The sequence below is a fragment of the uncultured Zoogloea sp. genome, assembly GCF_937894855.1.
Taxonomy (GTDB): Bacteria; Pseudomonadota; Gammaproteobacteria; order Burkholderiales; family Rhodocyclaceae; genus Zoogloea; species Zoogloea oryzae.
Window position 1 is genome coordinate 12444 of record NZ_CALAYQ010000024.1, and the last position, 15224, is coordinate 27667.

15 protein-coding genes are annotated in these 15224 nt (G+C 68.3%); 10 read left to right on the forward strand and 5 right to left on the reverse strand.

What is annotated here, in order from left to right; all coding sequences use genetic code 11:
- The first annotated feature begins 138 nt into the window (after nucleotides 1-138).
- Entirely contained in the window at nucleotides 139-1059 is a 921-nt protein-coding gene (locus Q0672_RS02290; protein WP_298619284.1) for a hydrogen peroxide-inducible genes activator, read from the forward strand.
- Here the strand turns inward: Q0672_RS02290 and Q0672_RS02295 are convergent.
- Entirely contained in the window at nucleotides 1046-1675 is a 630-nt protein-coding gene (locus tag Q0672_RS02295; protein WP_298619286.1) for a 5-formyltetrahydrofolate cyclo-ligase, read from the reverse strand. The two genes, Q0672_RS02290 and Q0672_RS02295, sit on opposite strands and share 14 nt — an antisense overlap.
- A gap of 82 nt (nucleotides 1676-1757) precedes the next feature.
- On the opposite strand from Q0672_RS02295, the gene Q0672_RS02300 reads away from it, so the two are divergent.
- The 4 genes from Q0672_RS02300 (at nucleotide 1758) to Q0672_RS02315 (ending at nucleotide 8143) form a co-directional block, all read left to right on the forward strand.
- Nucleotides 1758-3707, forward strand: coding sequence for a lytic transglycosylase domain-containing protein (locus tag Q0672_RS02300; RefSeq protein WP_298619288.1), 1950 nt, complete (start codon nucleotides 1758-1760; stop codon nucleotides 3705-3707).
- 78 nt (nucleotides 3708-3785) lie between these two features.
- Complete coding sequence (locus Q0672_RS02305; protein ID WP_298619291.1) at nucleotides 3786-4742, forward strand: complex I NDUFA9 subunit family protein; 957 nt, start codon at nucleotides 3786-3788, stop codon at nucleotides 4740-4742.
- Nucleotides 4743-4776: 34 nt separating this feature from the next.
- The gene (locus tag Q0672_RS02310; protein WP_298619293.1) at nucleotides 4777-6033 is read left to right on the forward strand and encodes a multifunctional CCA addition/repair protein; all 1257 of its coding nucleotides are present in this window, start codon (nucleotides 4777-4779) and stop codon (nucleotides 6031-6033) included.
- Nucleotides 6034-6103: 70 nt separating this feature from the next.
- On the forward strand, nucleotides 6104-8143 hold the full coding sequence (locus tag Q0672_RS02315) for a transglycosylase domain-containing protein (protein ID WP_298619295.1): 2040 nt from the start codon (nucleotides 6104-6106) through the stop codon (nucleotides 8141-8143).
- On the opposite strand, the gene Q0672_RS02320 is transcribed toward Q0672_RS02315, so the two are convergent.
- Together Q0672_RS02320 and Q0672_RS02325 are read right to left on the reverse strand one after the other, a co-directional pair.
- The gene (locus Q0672_RS02320) at nucleotides 8108-8305 is read right to left on the reverse strand and encodes a DUF2905 domain-containing protein (RefSeq protein ID WP_298619297.1); all 198 of its coding nucleotides are present in this window, start codon (nucleotides 8303-8305) and stop codon (nucleotides 8108-8110) included. The two genes, Q0672_RS02315 and Q0672_RS02320, sit on opposite strands and share 36 nt — an antisense overlap.
- Before the next feature lie 78 nt (nucleotides 8306-8383).
- Complete coding sequence (locus Q0672_RS02325; RefSeq protein ID WP_298619299.1) at nucleotides 8384-9217, reverse strand: hypothetical protein; 834 nt, start codon at nucleotides 9215-9217, stop codon at nucleotides 8384-8386.
- Nucleotides 9218-9489: 272 nt separating this feature from the next.
- On the opposite strand from Q0672_RS02325, the gene Q0672_RS02330 reads away from it, so the two are divergent.
- Both Q0672_RS02330 and Q0672_RS02335 read left to right on the forward strand, forming a co-directional pair.
- Nucleotides 9490-10293 (forward strand): alpha/beta fold hydrolase, encoded by an 804-nt coding sequence (locus Q0672_RS02330; protein WP_298619301.1) that lies wholly within the window; start codon nucleotides 9490-9492, stop codon nucleotides 10291-10293.
- A gap of 207 nt (nucleotides 10294-10500) precedes the next feature.
- Nucleotides 10501-10719 (forward strand): hypothetical protein, encoded by a 219-nt coding sequence (locus tag Q0672_RS02335; RefSeq protein WP_284187750.1) that lies wholly within the window; start codon nucleotides 10501-10503, stop codon nucleotides 10717-10719.
- A 79-nt stretch (nucleotides 10720-10798) separates the two neighbouring features.
- Here Q0672_RS02335 and Q0672_RS02340 read toward each other — a convergent pair whose 3' ends face one another.
- Entirely contained in the window at nucleotides 10799-11959 is a 1161-nt protein-coding gene (locus Q0672_RS02340; protein ID WP_298619352.1) for an SAM-dependent methyltransferase, read from the reverse strand.
- A 145-nt stretch (nucleotides 11960-12104) separates the two neighbouring features.
- Here Q0672_RS02340 and Q0672_RS02345 point away from each other — a divergent pair, with 145 nt between their 5' ends.
- The 3 genes from Q0672_RS02345 (at nucleotide 12105) to Q0672_RS02355 (ending at nucleotide 14823) form a co-directional block, all read left to right on the forward strand.
- Nucleotides 12105-12854 carry a pteridine reductase gene (locus Q0672_RS02345; protein ID WP_298619303.1) on the forward strand — a complete coding sequence of 250 codons (750 nt, stop codon included), beginning with the start codon at nucleotides 12105-12107 and terminating at the stop codon, nucleotides 12852-12854.
- An 82-nt stretch (nucleotides 12855-12936) separates the two neighbouring features.
- Complete coding sequence (gene ttcA, locus Q0672_RS02350; RefSeq protein WP_298619305.1) at nucleotides 12937-13863, forward strand: tRNA 2-thiocytidine(32) synthetase TtcA; 927 nt, start codon at nucleotides 12937-12939, stop codon at nucleotides 13861-13863.
- A 96-nt stretch (nucleotides 13864-13959) separates the two neighbouring features.
- The gene (locus Q0672_RS02355; RefSeq protein ID WP_298619307.1) at nucleotides 13960-14823 is read left to right on the forward strand and encodes an FHA domain-containing protein; all 864 of its coding nucleotides are present in this window, start codon (nucleotides 13960-13962) and stop codon (nucleotides 14821-14823) included.
- Between the two features lie 72 nt (nucleotides 14824-14895).
- On the opposite strand, the gene Q0672_RS02360 is transcribed toward Q0672_RS02355, so the two are convergent.
- A complete protein-coding gene (locus Q0672_RS02360) occupies nucleotides 14896-15195 on the reverse strand; it encodes a PsiF family protein (protein WP_298619309.1) in 300 nt (99 codons plus the stop codon).
- Between the last annotated feature and the right edge of the window lie 29 nt (nucleotides 15196-15224).

The window sequence follows — 15224 nt, forward strand, 5'->3', positions numbered from 1 at the left end:
CGCTGGGCGTCGGGATGCTCGAAGGTGGGGGCGGAGCAGGGTGATTGCAATCCCTTCCAACCCATTTTCCATTACCCGCTTCCCATGGCCGACTTCCGATGTATAGTTAATCACTATCGTGATTGCCGGGAGTGCTTCATGACGCTGACCGATCTTCGCTACCTCGTCGCGCTGGCCCGCGAAAGGCATTTCGGCCACGCGGCCGAACGCTGCAACGTAAGCCAGCCCACGCTCTCGGTGGCCATCAAGAAGCTCGAGGACGAGCTGGCGGTAACGCTCTTCGAGCGCAGCGCCGCCGACGTGAAGATCACCGACATCGGCGCCCGCATCGTTGCCCAGGCCGAAAAGGTGCTCCTCGAAGCCGGCCAGATCAAGGAGCTCGCCACCGCCGGTCGCGATCCGCTCTCCGGCCCGCTCAAGCTCGGCGTCATCTACACCATCGGGCCCTACCTGCTGCCGCACCTCATCCCGCGCGTGCATCAGGCGGCGCCGTCGATGCCGCTGCTGATCCAGGAAAACTACACCGCCCGGCTGGCCGAATCCCTCAAGCGTGGCGATCTCGACGTGATCGTCATCGCGCTGCCCTTCGAAGAGCCCGGCATCGTCACCCAGGCGGTGTACGACGAACCCTTCCGGGTGCTGATGCCCACCGGCCACCCGTGGGAGAACGACAGCTCGATCCCCGCCAAACGGCTGGCCGAAGAGCAGCTGCTGCTGCTGGGCGCCGGCAACTGCTTCCGCGATCAGGTGCTGGAAGTCTGCCCCCTGTGCCGCCCCGGTGAGGGCCTGCAGCGCACGCTGGAAGGCAGCTCGCTGGAAACCATCCGCCACATGGTGGCCACCGGCGCCGGCGTGACCGTGCTGCCCAGCACCGCCGCGGCGCCGATCCCCGGCGGCAACCCGCTCCTCACCGTGCGTCCCTTCGAGGCGCCGGAACCCTTCCGCCGCATCGCGCTGGCGTGGCGGGTCACCTACCCGCGCAGCGGCGCCATCGACGTGATCCGCCAGGCGATCCTCGCCAGCCCGCTCGACGGCGTGCGCCCGATCAATCCCCGCTAGATTTCGCCCGGACATCCCACCAGCCGGCCTCGGTGACCAGCCAGTCCATCGACTGGTCGTGGGGCTGCGGCCAGCAGGTGTCGGCCCGGGCCAGCTCGAAGGCCACCCCGGCGGTGGCCGGCGCCGGGTCGAGGGCCGCCAGCGTGCGGTCGAAATAACCGCCGCCATAGCCCAGCCGGAACCCCGCCCCGTCGAACACGTTGAGCGGCACCAGGATCAGGTCCGGTTCGATCCGCTCGTCCCCTGCCGGTACTGGAATCCCGTGGTGGTCTGTGGCCATCGGCGCCTCGGGGTGCCAGCGCAGGAAGATCATCGGCTGGCCCGCCGCGCGCACCACCGGCAGGGCCGCCTGACGGGCCGGATCGGCGGCCAGCCAGCGGGTCATCCACGGCACCAGATCCACCTCGCCCCGCCACGGCCAGCAGAAGGCCAGACGCCGGGGACGCAGGCGGTCGACCAGGGCGTCCAGATGGGATTCGATGTGCGCGGTGCGTGCGGCCCGCTCGGGTTCGGGCAGGGTTTCGCGGGCGGCGATCCGGGCATTCCGGAGGTTTTTGCGCAGCGCGGAAATTTCGGCTTCGGAAAGGCCCCCGGAAGGGGGGAGGGGCGGGGTCACTGTGCTATTCTCCGACGGCATTTTGGCGAGACGTAGAGCGATGAAGAATAGCGCGTGGGCCGTCCTGGCGGCAGTTTTGTGGATGGCCATGCCGGCCGGCGGCGATCCGGGGGACGAGCGCATCCTGCTGGCCCGGGACGCAGCCCGCAGCGGCGACCGCAGCCGGCTCAACCTCTACGCCCCGCCCACCGGCCACGTGCTCGATCCCTATCCCGAGTTCTGGGCCCTGTCCAACATGCTGGCCCGTCCCAACGACGTGGATTCGGCCCGCATCCGCGATTTCCTGCAGCGCTACCCGGGCAGCTGGCCCGCCGAAAAGTTGCGCGCCGACTGGCTGCGCTACCTCGGCAAGCGGGGCGATTTCGGCCCCCTGCTGGCCGAGTTCGGCAACCTCGAACAGCCCGACCAAGACATCAAGTGCTACCACCACCAGGCGCGCCTCAGCAGCGGAGATCCCGCCCTGCTCCCGGAAGTGCGCCCGATGTGGTTCTCGCTGGTGGATACGCCCGAAAGCTGCGTGCCGATCCTCCAGGCCCTGGCCCGGGAGGCGCTCGTCAGCCCCGACGAGATCTGGGGCCGTGTGCGTCGCCTGATGGAAGCCAAGCGCACCACCGGCGCCAAGGGCGCGGCCAGCTTGCTGCCCTTCGACCAGCAGCCCGCTTCCATCGACCTGGAGCGCGCCGGAGCCAACCCCTCCACCTGGCTCGACCGCCTGCCGGTCAACTTTGCCGCCAGCCGCCCCGGCCGTGAGCTCGCCCTGATCGCCCTCGCCCGCCTTGCCCGTGACGATCCCCAGGGCGCCTACGCGCGCTACGTGGGCCTCAACGAGCGCTTCTCCGCCGCCGAACGCAGCTACGCCCTCGGCCAGATCGCCTGGCAGGCCGCTGCCAAACTGATGCCCGACGCCAACGCCTGGTTCAAGGCCGCGGGCGACACCCCGATGTCCGAAGAGCAGGCCGCCTGGCGCGTGCGTGCAGCCCTGCGCGCCGGCGACTGGAAGGCCGTCCGCACCGCCGTCGAGGCCATGTCTGCCGACCAGCGCGCCCAGCCCGACTGGACCTACTGGCTCGGCCGCGCCCACCAGGCCCAGGGCAACCGCGAAGCCGCCCGCAAGGAGTTCGAGCGCATCGCTGGCCACCCCAACTTCTACAGCATCCTCGCCGACGAGGAGCTTGGCCGCACCTTCACCCTGCCCAAGAAGGCCCGCGCGCCCAGCGGCGACGAGTTCGAGCAGACCCGCCAGACGCCGGGCATCCAGCGCGCCATCGCCCTGTTCCGCCTGGATCTGCGCACCGAAGGCACGCGCGAATGGAACTGGACCCTGCGCAACCGGGACGACCGCTTCCTGCTCTCCGCCGCCCAGCTCGCCCAGCAGCTCGGCATCTACGACCGGGCCATCAACGCCGCCGACAAGACCCGCAACGAGCACGACTACAGCCTGCGCTACCTCGCTCCCTACCGGGAGCGCGTCGAGCCCAACGCGCGCAGCCGCGATCTCGACCCGGGCTGGGTGTATGGCCTGATGCGCCAGGAGAGCCGCTTCGTCACCGCCGCCCGCTCCGGCGTCGGCGCCCAGGGGCTGATGCAGATCATGCCCGCCACCGGCAAGTGGGTCGCCGGCAAGCTCGGCATGAGCGGCTACAACGTCGGCTGGCTGCAGGACCCGGACACCAACGTGATGCTCGGCACCACCTACATGCGGATGGTCCTCGAAGGGCTCGACAACCACCCGGTGCTCGCCTCGGCGGCCTACAACGCCGGCCCCGGCCGCGCCAAGCGGTGGAAGGACGTGAAGCCCCTCGAAGGTGCGATCTACGCCGAATGCATCCCCTTCAACGAAACCCGCGACTACGTGAAGAAGGTGATGGCCAACGCCGTCATTTATGCCGCCCTGTTTGAAGGCCGTGCGCCGTCCCTCAAGGCCAGGCTCGGCACCATCGCGGCGAGCGACGGCAGCACCCGCGGGCTGGGCAGTGCGGCCCCCGGCGCCGGCCTCGACGAGCCCACGCCGGGCGCCGGCAGCAACGAATAAGGGCGGGCAGGGAATTAGCTGCCCGCTGCGCACTCCAACAAGCTGATTCCCCACCCTTTCTTACCCCGGAGACCGGACATGCCCCTTCCCCGCAAGATCCTCCTCGTTGGCGGCAGTGGTTTTGTCGGTACCGCGATCGCAGAGCGCCTCACCCGTGACGGCGTCAGCCTGATCGTGCCAACCCGCCGGCTCGCCAATGCCAGCCACCTGCGCGTCCTGCCCGGCACCGAAGTGGTCGAAGCCGACGTCTTCGATCCCGCCGCGCTGGCCCGCCTGATGAACGGCGTCGATGCCGTGGTCAGCCTCGTCGGCGTGCTCCACTCAAGCCCCGGCACACCGTGGGGCCCGGCCTTCGCCCGCGCCCACGTGGAGCTGCCGACCAAGCTGGTCGCCGCTGCCCGGGCGGCCGGCGTCGGGCGCATCGTGCATGTGAGCGCCCTCGGCGCCGATCCCGCCGGGCCGTCGGAATACCAGCGCTCCAAGGCCGCCGGCGAAGCCGCGATCCGCGCCGGCAGCCCTGATTTGGCGTGGACCATCCTGCGTCCATCGGTGATCTTCGGGCCCGGCGACAGCTTCCTCAATCTCTTCGCCGGCCTCGTGCGGCGCTTTCCGCTGATGCCCCTGGGCGGCGCCAGCGCCCGCTTCCAGCCGGTTTATGTGGGCGACGTGGCCGACGTGGTGGCCGAATGCCTCGAGCGCCAGGATGCCGTCGGCCAGACCTTCGAGCTCACCGGCCCGCAGGTCTACACCCTGCGCCAGCTGGTCGAATACGTGGGGCTGCTCACCGGCTGCCGGCGCCCGGTGATCCCGCTGCCCGAAGGGCTGGCGATGCTCCAGGCGGCTGTCCTCGAATGCCTGCCCGGCACGCTGATGAGCCGCGACAACGTGCGCTCGATGCGCGCCGACAACGTTGCCAGCGGCGCCCCCCAGCCCTGGGGGCGGAGGCCCACCTCGCTGGAAGCCATCGCGCCGTGCTACCTGGGCACCGCCAACAAGCGCGGCCGCCTCGATGCGGCGCAGTTGCGGCGCGACTAGGCCCGCTCCGATCCTGCAACCCCCCGTCTGATCCATGGAAATCTACTGCGTCGGTGGCGCCATCCGCGACGAACTGCTCGGTCTGCCGGTCAAGGACCGGGACTGGGTGGTCGTCGGCGCCACCCCTGAAACCCTCGTCGCCGAAGGCTACAAGCCGGTCGGCAAGGATTTTCCGGTCTTCCTCCATCCGCGCACCCACGAGGAATACGCGCTGGCCCGCACCGAGCGCAAGACCGCGCCGGGCTACGCCGGCTTCGTCTTCCACACCGACCCGTCGGTGACGCTCGAAGAAGATCTTGCCCGCCGCGACCTCACCATCAACGCCATCGCCCGCGGCGCCGACGGCGTGCTGGTCGACCCCTTCCACGGCCGCCGCGATCTCGCCGACGGCATCTTCCGTCACGTGAGCCCGGCCTTTGCCGAAGATCCGGTGCGCATCCTGCGTCTGGCGCGCTTCGCGGCCCGCTTTGCGGAGTTCCGCGTGGCGCCCGAAACCCTTGATCTGATGCGTGGCATGGTCGCTGCCGGCGAGGTGGACGCGCTGGTGCCCGAGCGCGTGTGGCAGGAGATCGCCCGCGGCCTGATGGAAGCCCGGCCATCCCGGATGATCCAGGTGCTGCGCGACTGCGGCGCCCTGGCCCGGCTGCTGCCCGAGGTGGACCGGATGTTCGGCGTGCCCCAGCCGGCCCAGTATCACCCCGAGGTGGACTGCGGTGCGCACCTGCTCCTGGTGCTCGACGAAGCCGCCGCCACCGGCCAGCCCCTGGCGGTGCGGCTCGCCTGCCTGCTCCACGACCTGGGCAAGGGCCTCACCCGTCCCGATCTGCTGCCCCACCACTACGGTCACGAGGCGGTGAGCGAGCGGCTCGCCAGGGTGGTTTGCGAGCGCCTCAAGTGCCCCGCCGACTGCCGCGATCTGGCGCTGATGACCGCCCGCGAGCACGGCATCGTCCATCAGGCCATGGTGCTGCGCGCCGCCACCGCGGTGAAGCTCGTCGAACGCTGTGACGGCCTGCGCCGGCCGGAGCGCTTCGCAGCGTTGCTCGACGCCTGCGCCTGCGACCACCGGGGCCGCGCCGGGCTCGCCGGCCGGCCTTACCCCCAGCGGGATCGCCTGCTGGCGGTGCTGGCCGCGGTGCGCGGGGTGGATGCCGGCGCCATCGCCCGCAGCCTTGCCGACAAGTCGCAGATCCCGGTCGCGGTTCATGCGGCCCGGGTGGCGGCGGTGCGCAAGCTCGGTCTGGATGACGAAACGAATGTTGACAGATTGTCGCCGGAGGCCCGGCAGTAATCCCGCGGCAACCCTGGCGACGGGGGGCATACAATGCCGCCCAGACATGTCCTCGAACCTGGTTTTTTCCGTGCTTCCGGCCCCATTCCGGCGATTTGCGCTGATCCTGCTGATCGTCGGCGCGGCCACTGCGGCTCACGCCAACCAGCCGATCCCGGCCTTTGCCGAAGTGAAGGCCGGCGCCACGCCGTCGGTGGGGGTGCTGCTCGCCCGCGACGGCACCCCGCTGTCCGAGCGGCGGCTCGACCCGCGGGTGCGGCGGCTGGAGTGGGTCGGCCTGGCCAACCTGTCGCCAGCCCTCAAGGAAGCCCTGCTGGCCGCCGAGGACAAGCGCTTCTTCGAACATTCGGGCGTCGACTGGCGGGCCTTTGCCGGCTCGCTGTGGCACAACCTGTGGTACGACCGCAAACGGGGCGCCTCCACGCTGTCGATGCAGCTCGCCGGCCTCCTCGACCCCGAGCTGGCCCTCGGCCGTGACGGCGCGCCGCGTCGCTCCATCGGCCAGAAGTGGGACCAGGCCCTCGCCGCCCAGGCCCTGGAGAACCGCTGGACCAAGGAGCAGATCCTCGAGGCCTACCTCAACCTGGCGCCCTTCCGGGGCGACCTGCAGGGCGTGCATGCGGCGTCCCGCGCGCTGTTCGGCAAAACCCCGGGCGAGCTCGGCCGGCCCGAGGCGCTGGTGCTGGCGGTGCTGCTGCGGGGCCCCAACGCCAAGGCGGATGTGGTTGCCCGCCGGGCCTGTGTGCTGGCCGAGCGCATCGGCAACCCGTCGGCCTGCGGCCCCGCCCAGCGCATCGCCGATACCACCCTCGACCGCCAGCATATCGGCCCGCGCTGGGAGCTGGCGCCGCATCTCGCCCGCCAGCTTCTCCAGCAGCCCGGCGAGCGCCTCGTCACCACCCTCGACGCCGACGCCCAGCGCCTGACCCTGGCGGCCCTGCGCCGGCTCGGCCCGACCGACGCGGCCGCGGTGGTCATCGACAACGCCACCGCCGACGTGCTCGCCTACGTGGGCGCGCCGGATGCGGCCCAGGCGGATCACGCGGCGATCCTGCGCAGCAGCGGCAACCTGCTCCTGCCCTTCGTCTACGGCATCGCGATCGAGCGCCGTCAGCTCACCGCCGCAACCCTGCTGGACGATTCCCTCTCCAACCACGCGCCCACCAACCCCGACGAACGCCTGTGGGTGAGCGCCCGCCGGGCCCTTGGCGAGAACCTCTCCGAACCCTCTCAGGCGGTGCTGCGGATGGTAGGCGAACAACTGCCCGAGCGCTTCCGGGTGGCTGATCTGGATGTGGGGCGCAGTGGCCAGGCCGAACTCGGCCTGCTGGCCATTGCCGGCCTCTACCGCAGCCTGGGCAATGGCGGGCTATGGCTGGCGCCGCGCAGCACGCCCGGCGGCGAGCGGGTCGCCCGGCGCATGCTGCGGCCCGAGGCGGGGTTCATCGTCGGCGACATCCTCACCGAGGCCGACGTCGAAGGCATGCCCCAGCCCTTCGTGCTCCGCCAGTACGTGCCCGACGGGCGCGAGACGCTGGTGGCGGGCTTTTCAGACCGCTACACCGTGGCCCTGTGGTCGGCGGGCACCCGTGGCACGCCGGCGCTGGCCAGTGCCGCCTGGCACGAGATCCTGCGCGGCCTGCACCGCAACCAGCCGGCTGCCCGGCCGGCGCCGCCGCCGGGCGTGGTGTCGACGCTGGTGGTGTTCGAGCCGCCGGTGGAAAGCCCGCGCCGGGAGTGGTTCATCCGCGGCACGGAAGTGGAACGGGTGGCGCTGCCCCGCAGCCTGCCGCGGATCGCCTGGCCTGCCAACGGCATGCTGGTAGATGCGATGGCGCTGGCGGGCGATCCGGGTTTTCGCATCCATTTCGAGGGCAGCCGCCTGCCGCCCGGCGCCTGGTGGCGTCTGAACGGCGAGCGGGTGGGCAACGGAAACGGCAGCACGAACGGCAATGGCGGGCGGGCCAGCTGGCGGCCGGTGGCGGGCCGTCATGTGCTGGATCTGATGGCCACCGACGGGCAGCTCCTCGACAGCGTCACCTTCGCGGTGCGCGCGCCTCTCGACGACGAGCCGTCAAAGCCAGCGGACCAGCAGCCAGACCGCCAGTGACATCAGCAGCGTGCTGGTGAACGGGATGTGGATGTGACGTCCGAAGACGTCGAAATGCAGATCACCGGGCAGATGCCCGATGCGCCAGCGCCGCAGCGGCAGGCCGGAGCTCAGCCCCGACACCACCGCCAGCACCACGATTGCCAGCAACCACTTGAGCATCGGCCCTCTACCTGCCGTCGAAAATGAAGCGTCGGGCAGGCGCAACGGGCACCGGCCGACAACGCGGGAGCCCGGACCTTACCGCGTTTCCGGCCGCCCGTGTTGCCAGCGCAGACGGCGACGGCGGTTGAGCAGCGCGCCGCCGATGGCCATCCCGGCCAGCCCGACGACCGCCGGTTCGTTGATCGCCGAAGGTGCGGGCGCAGAGGCCGGGGATGACACCGAGCCGGCGCTCACTGCCGCCCAGCGCAGGGTGCCGCCGGCGTAAAGCGCCTCGCCCAGCCCGTCGCCATAGAAAGTGACGGTGGAGAAGGTGCGGCTGTCGTCGATGGCTGCCACGAAGTTGGTGAATGCGTAATCGGTGGTGCCGTCGCCGTCGTAATCCTTGTTGCCTGGGTTGGAATCGGCGTTGATGGCATTGGCCACGATGCGGGTGGCGCCCCCGTCGAAGGAGATGAACAGGTTGGAGCCGACCGGCGCGCCGGTGTCCGGGTGGAGCACGCTGGTGCAGCAGGTGGCCCAGTCGGCGATTTCCAGGCCGAAGGCGTTGACCGGCGTGGCGAAGGTGAAGGTCAGCCCGGAGCCCGACGCCGGCACTGCCGGGGCGATCGCGATGGTCGCGCCACCGACCGCGTATGACCGGCCCGCCGCGCGATAGCCGTTGTAGTCGCCATAGACGAAGCGGTCGGTGTTGTCGGTGGCGCGGATCGTCAATCCGGGCAGCGTCCAGCTCGAGGCGTTGGACGTCAGGCCGGAGAGCGCCAGCGTCTGCACCGTGCCGCCGACGCCGGTGATCGTGCTGTCGAAGGCCGCCCGGCCACTGAGCACGTCATTGTTGTAGATGACCGGCGCCGCGATGGCGCCCAGGGACAATAAACTGCCAACGGCACTGCAGGCCAGCTTCCTGCGCATTTCTGCCTCCGTGAAAAATTTCACGAATTTCAAGCAAAATTTACGCCCAAAATGGTTTGTTTATGTAAAACAATGGCTTGGGTTTGGTGCTGAAATAATTCGCCACAAAGTGTAAAGACACCCGACAGTGCCGCTGCGGTGTTCGGGCGTGTCTTTTGCTTTTCTCTACTCCCCGGCTGGGGTAAGTTCTCCGCCTGAACACTTCCAACGCCCGAGCCGATGACCTTTTCCCCCGCCCGCAGCCCCCTCCGCCTGACCGCAGGATTCCGTCCATGAACCGCTCCCGCTTCGGCGATCTGGAAGTGCTGTGTCACACCCCCTCCGGCCCGGTCCGCGAGACGCCTCTCCTGTTCGTGCACGGCGCCTACACCGCCGCGTGGTGCTGGGAAGAGCAGTTCCTGCCGTGGTTCGCCGCCCAGGGCTATGCGTCGTATGCGGTGTCCCTGTCGGGCCACGGGCGTAGTCGCGGCCGGACCTACCTGGACAGCTTCTCGATCTCGGATTACGTGGATGACGTGGCGGAGGTGGCCGGCAAGCTGCCCGCGACGCCGGTGCTCATCGGCCACTCGATGGGCGGGATGGTGGTCCAGAAGTACCTGGAGCGTCACACGGCGCCGGCGGTGGTGCTGATGTCGTCGGTGCCGCCCCAGGGCCTGCTTGGCTCGGCCTTCGGGCTGGCGTTCTCCAAGCCGCACCTGCTGGGCGACCTCAACCGCATCATGGGCGGCGGCCAGCCCCAGCTGGAAACCCTGCGCCACGCGCTGTTCCACGAGACCATCGAACTCGAGCGCCTGCAGCGTTACTACCACCTCTGTCAGCCCGAATCCCATCGGGCGATCTGGGACATGTCGCTGTTCGACCTGCCGTCCCTGGCGCGCATCGAGTTGCCGCCGATGCTGGTGCTGGGCGCCGAGCACGACGTGCTGATCCCGCCCGACCAGGTGCGTCTCACCGCCCGCCGCTACGACGTCGAACCGCAGATTCTGCCGGGCCTCGGCCACGGCATGATGCTGGAGAGCGACTGGCGGGTGGCGGCCGATCCAATCCTGGCGTGGCTGAAGTCGCTCGATCTGTGACGGGTCGTGCCAATCGCGCGGGGCCGTGAACTTCGTCATTGCGGACGCCCATTTTGTGTTCCATCCTGAAATCGTGCGACTGGCGGTGATTTCGGAGCGTTGAAGCGGGCTTCCGGTGTCGTCTGCCGGATTTCCTTCAACCTTTGGAGGCCACAGCCGTTAAGAAAAACAGGGGGACACGTCTCTCACCCCGGAACGGAGGCCGAAATGGTGATCTTCATGGATATGGAAAGCGGTGAACGGAGCTACCTCGAGCCCGAGATGTCCGACGGGCCGGCCTATGATGACGAAGTGCTGAACGCCAACCTGCTGCCGCCCGAGCTCGCGCTTGGCCTGCAGGAGATCCCGGCCGCCAGCCACGAGCGTCACGCGGTGCCGACCGACGTGGATGCCTTCCTGAGCGCGGTGTATCGCTTCCAGGAATAATCAGCCCCAGCGTTTCGATCAAATAAACAGCCCGCCGGCGTGATGCGCCGGCGGGCTGTTTGCATGTGGACCGGCCGCCTTACAGGCTGTGCAGGCGGTCGCCGCGCAGGAAGCCGATCAGCGGCTGGCCGATGTTGCGCGACAGGGCGATCACCTTGAAGAGCTCGCCCATCTCGTGGGGGCCGGTGAGCCGCTGCACGGCCTTGGACGCGCGGATGTAGTCGGCGCTGTCTTCGGGCGCCCGGCGGGCGAGGCAGGCCAGCACGCCGCAGTTGAACAGGAAGTTCGCCTGGTCGGCGTAGCCCATCACATCCAGCCCGGCCTCGAAGCCGGCCTCGGCGATGGCGGTGAAATCCACGAAGGCGGTGATGTCGTTGAGCCCCGGCCACAGGAAGGGATCGCCGTGGGCGTGGTGGCGGTAGTAGCACAGCAGCGTGCCGGTGCTGCGGCTGGGCAGGTAGTACTCGGCGCGGGGGTAGCCGTAGTCGATCAGGATCATCGCGCCCTGTTCGAGGCGCGCGGCCCATTCGGCCACCCAGGCCCGGCCGGCGAGGTTGATCTCGCTGACGTATTCGCCTTCGGAGGGCAGGGGTAGCGCGAGGGCCTCGGCCGCCTCGGCCACCCGGCCGGCGACAGGGCGGTCGGCCCACACGAAGCGCCCCTCGCCATCGAGGCTCACGCCGCGCTCGAAGATGCCTTCCGGGCGCCACGCCACCAGATGCACCGGCATCACGTCGAGCACCTCGTTGGCCACCAGGGCGCCGGAGAAACGCTCCGGCAGGGTGTCGAGCCAATGCACGCGGCCGGCCAGATGTGGCACCTTGGCGGCCAGGGTGTCGAACTGGCGTTCGCGCAGCTCGCCCGAGACCTCGAGGATGCCGTAGCTTTCGGGCAGCGCGCCCTGGAGCTCGAGTTCGAGGAGCAGATCGGCAGCGAGCAGCCCGGTGCCGGCGCCGGCTTCGATGATGTGGGGCGCCGACAGGCTCATCACCTGCTGCAGCTGGCTGGCCAGCGCCTGACCAAAGAGGGGTGTGAGCTCCGGTGCGGTGATGAAATCCCCGCCCGGCCCGAACTTGCGCGAGCCGCCGCTGTAATAGCCCAGCCCGGGGGCGTAGAGGGTTTCGGCCATGTAGCTGGAGAACGGGATCCAGCCCCCTTCGGCAGCGATCAAGGCCTGCAGGCGGGCGACGAGGGCGGCGCTTTGTTCGAGGGCTTCGGCTGACGGCTGGGGCAGGTTCATGGCGGCGCTGGCGTGTAAAATCCGCATTTTACCCTGCCGCGCTACCGTGCCGCGGCGCGGGGATGCCGCACGTCGCAAGACAGCGCCATTTCGGCCAGCGGCACCGTATGATATCGCTCCCCGTAGAACCCCTTTTCAGGCAGTCATGAATCAACCGGCAGCTGCGCCTGTCGCCCTCGTGACCGGCGCAGCCCGGCGCGTCGGCGCTGAAATCGCCCGCCACCTGCATGCCGCAGGCGCGCAGGTCGTGCTCCATTGCCGCCAGTCGCGGGATGAGGCCGATGCCCTCGCCGCGGCCTTCAATGCCGCGCGGCCCGATTCGGCGCTGGTCGTGCAGGCCGATCTGCTGGATACCGGGGCGCTGGGCGGTCTGGTCGATGCTGTTGTTGCCCATTATGGGCGTCTGGATGCGCTGGTCAACAACGCGTCGAGCTTCTTTCCCACCGCGATGGGCGAGATCGACGAGGTGGCGTGGCTGGACCTGATTGGCTCCAACCTCAAGGCGCCGCTGTTCCTGGCCCAGGCGGCCAATCCCTGGCTGCAGGCAGCCCAGGGGGCGATCGTCAATATCGTCGATATCCACGCCGAGCGCCCGCTGAAAGGCTACCCGCTTTACTGCGCCGCGAAGGCCGGTCTGCTGGGTCTGACCCGTGCGCTGGCCCTTGAACTGGCGCCGCGGGTCCGGGTCAATGGTGTTGCCCCCGGCGCGATCGAGTGGCCCGAGGATGGTCAGTTTCCGCCCGCCGAGCGCGACGCCGTGGTGGCCCACACGCTGCTGCAGCGGGTCGGCGCGCCGTCGGATATCGCCCGGACAGTCCGTTTTTTGCTCTTCGATGCGCCCTACGTCACAGGTCAGATCATTCCGGTCGATGGCGGGCGCAGTGCGCATTTATAACGTATTTAACATTTATCACCGTCGGATCGTCTTTTCGCCCGACTTATAATCATCGAACATCTGGAAAACAATGGAACACGCAGTGGCAGTCCCCGCGCCGGTGGCAGACGACTCTCCCGAAACGGAATCCCGTTTCTCCAATTCCTTCCTGCGCCTCAAGAAGTTCCTGATGCGCAAGACGGGGGAGGCCATCGTCGACTACGGCATGATCGAGGAAGGCGACGTGGTGATGGTCTGCGTGTCCGGCGGGAAGGATTCCTTCACGCTGCTCTCGCTGCTGCTTGAACTGCGCGAGCGGGCGCCGATCAACTTCCGAGTCGTGGCCATGAACCTCGACCAGAAGCAGCCCGGCTTCCCCGACCACGTGCTGCCGGCGTACTTCGAATCCATCGGCGTCGAATACAAGATCGTCACCGAGAACACCTACAAGATCGTCAAGGACAAGATCCCCGAGGGCAAGACCACCTGCTCCCTGTGCTCCCGTCTGCGTCGCGGCATCATCTACCGTACCGCCAAGGAAGTTGGCGCCACCAAGATCGCCCTGGGCCATCATCGGGATGACATGATCGAGACCATGTTCCTCAACATGTTCTTCGGCGGCAAGATGAAGTCCATGCCGCCCAAGCTGGTGAGCGACGACCGTCAGAACGTGGTGATCCGCCCGCTGGCCTACTGCTCGGAGAAGGACATCGAACGGTTTGCCCGGGGCATGGAATATCCGATCATCCCGTGCAACCTGTGCGGCAGCCAGGAAAACGCGCAGCGCAAGCAGATCAAGGCTATGCTACGCGATTGGGATAGTCGCTTCCCCGGTCGTATCGTATCCATCGCCACCGCGATGAAGAACGTCGTTCCGTCCCATCTGGCGGACGGCAAGCTGTTCGATTTCCTGAACGTCACGCGCGGCACGGAAGTGGAGCAGGGCGACATCGTGTTCGATACTCCCGAACTTCCGCCAGTCGCGCAAGAAGATGCCTCAGCGATCCCCATCGGGATCTGGAGAAGTTAGAGCTTATGGATCGCCCACCCAGCCTCCCGTGCACGTCTGAGGGATTCACCGTGACTGTCTCCCCCTGTCAGACGGGGATCACCGGAGCATGCCACGATGAATGAGCGTGCCGCCACCCGGTGCCTGCTGTATGCAGACGTGGCAGGTCGTGTCCGTTTGTCCGTCAAGCTGGGTGAGGCGGAGGCTGGCTACGCCGTCGAGCGTTGCCTTAACCGCATGTCCCGCTGCGCGGAGGCCTATTCGGCCGAAGGGCTGGAGCTGCGTCCGGAAGTGATTGTTGCCCGTTTCGGCGATGCAGATTCTGCCCTGCTGGCGGCCCGCGAGATGCGCGAACGGGTACGGGCGCTGCCGCCGATGAGCGGCATCAAGCTGGTGCTGCGGGCCGGGGTGGTGCTGGAGTCCGAAGGGGGCGACGAAGAAGGCGCTGCGGAGAAGATGGCCGCCCGCCTGGTGGATGGCTGCAATCCCGACACCATCACCGTCTCCGAGAGCCTTTCCGAGCTGCTCTCGCCGTCCATGCGGCGCCTGCTCGGCAAGCTCGACGACGCAGCCAGCAACGCACCCTTTCCGGCGCTTGAGCTGGGCAACGCGCCGCCGCCCACGCCGGCCGAGCTCCGCCAGGAAGCGATGCAGTCGGTCAGGCAGCTGCGGGTCAGTTTCCGGGGCCAGAAGTGGGTCATCGATGCGGCCCATCCGACCTTGCTGTTCGGTCGCGAAACCGGCAACGACATCGTCGTGTCCGACCCGCGGGTTTCCCGCCAGCACGCCCGCATCGAGCTGCGCAACGGCATGTTCTATCTGGCCGATTCCAGCACCAACGGCACTTACCTGCTGGAGGAGGGGGCGGCGGAGCACTGCATCAAGCGCGGCGAGTTCGCGCTGTCCGAGAAAGGCCACATCGGCTGCGGTTTCTCGGTGGGTGACAACATGTCCGACGCGGTGGCGTTCGCCCTCGACTGATCCTCGGCGGCAGGCGCAACCCAGTGAAAAGGGCCCTCAGCGGGCCCTTTTCTGTCATGGCGCCGGGGCGTTTCAGCCCTTCAGACAGGTGCTCATGAACTTCTTGCGATCATCGCCCTTCAGCACCTTCTCGCCGGCCTCCTTGTTGCAGGCCTTCATCTTTTCCTGCTGCGGGGTGCCCTTGGCTTCGGCGGCGGCGGGTTTGGCGGAGAGGCATTCCTTCATGAAGGCCTTGCGCTCGTCGCCCTTCTTGTCGGCGGCGGATGCGTTGCATTCCTTCATCTTGTTCTGCTGGGTGGAGGCCGCGAAGGCGGCGGGTGCCAGACCGGCGGCAAACATCGAAACAGCGACACTCAGGATCAATTTTTTCATCTGGCCACTCCTCGTATGGGCGGGTTGTC

Excerpts from the sequence above, each read along its gene's own strand:
- Q0672_RS02325 (WP_298619299.1), bottom strand. The coding sequence starts at position 9,217 with ATGCGCAGGAAGCTGGCCTGCAGTGCCGTTGGCAGTTTATTGTCCCTG.
- Q0672_RS02300 (WP_298619288.1), top strand. The coding sequence starts at position 1,758 with ATGGCCATGCCGGCCGGCGGCGATCCGGGGGACGAGCGCATCCTGCTG.
- Q0672_RS02335 (WP_284187750.1), top strand. The coding sequence starts at position 10,501 with ATGGTGATCTTCATGGATATGGAAAGCGGTGAACGGAGCTACCTCGAG.
- Q0672_RS02290 (WP_298619284.1), top strand. The coding sequence starts at position 139 with ATGACGCTGACCGATCTTCGCTACCTCGTCGCGCTGGCCCGCGAAAGG.
- Q0672_RS02330 (WP_298619301.1), top strand. The coding sequence starts at position 9,490 with ATGAACCGCTCCCGCTTCGGCGATCTGGAAGTGCTGTGTCACACCCCC.
- Q0672_RS02320 (WP_298619297.1), bottom strand. The coding sequence starts at position 8,305 with ATGCTCAAGTGGTTGCTGGCAATCGTGGTGCTGGCGGTGGTGTCGGGG.
- Q0672_RS02345 (WP_298619303.1), top strand. The coding sequence starts at position 12,105 with ATGAATCAACCGGCAGCTGCGCCTGTCGCCCTCGTGACCGGCGCAGCC.
- Q0672_RS02310 (WP_298619293.1), top strand. The coding sequence starts at position 4,777 with ATGGAAATCTACTGCGTCGGTGGCGCCATCCGCGACGAACTGCTCGGT.
- Q0672_RS02305 (WP_298619291.1), top strand. The coding sequence starts at position 3,786 with ATGCCCCTTCCCCGCAAGATCCTCCTCGTTGGCGGCAGTGGTTTTGTC.
- Q0672_RS02340 (WP_298619352.1), bottom strand. The coding sequence starts at position 11,959 with ATGAACCTGCCCCAGCCGTCAGCCGAAGCCCTCGAACAAAGCGCCGCC.
- Q0672_RS02355 (WP_298619307.1), top strand. The coding sequence starts at position 13,960 with ATGAATGAGCGTGCCGCCACCCGGTGCCTGCTGTATGCAGACGTGGCA.
- Q0672_RS02360 (WP_298619309.1), bottom strand. The coding sequence starts at position 15,195 with ATGAAAAAATTGATCCTGAGTGTCGCTGTTTCGATGTTTGCCGCCGGT.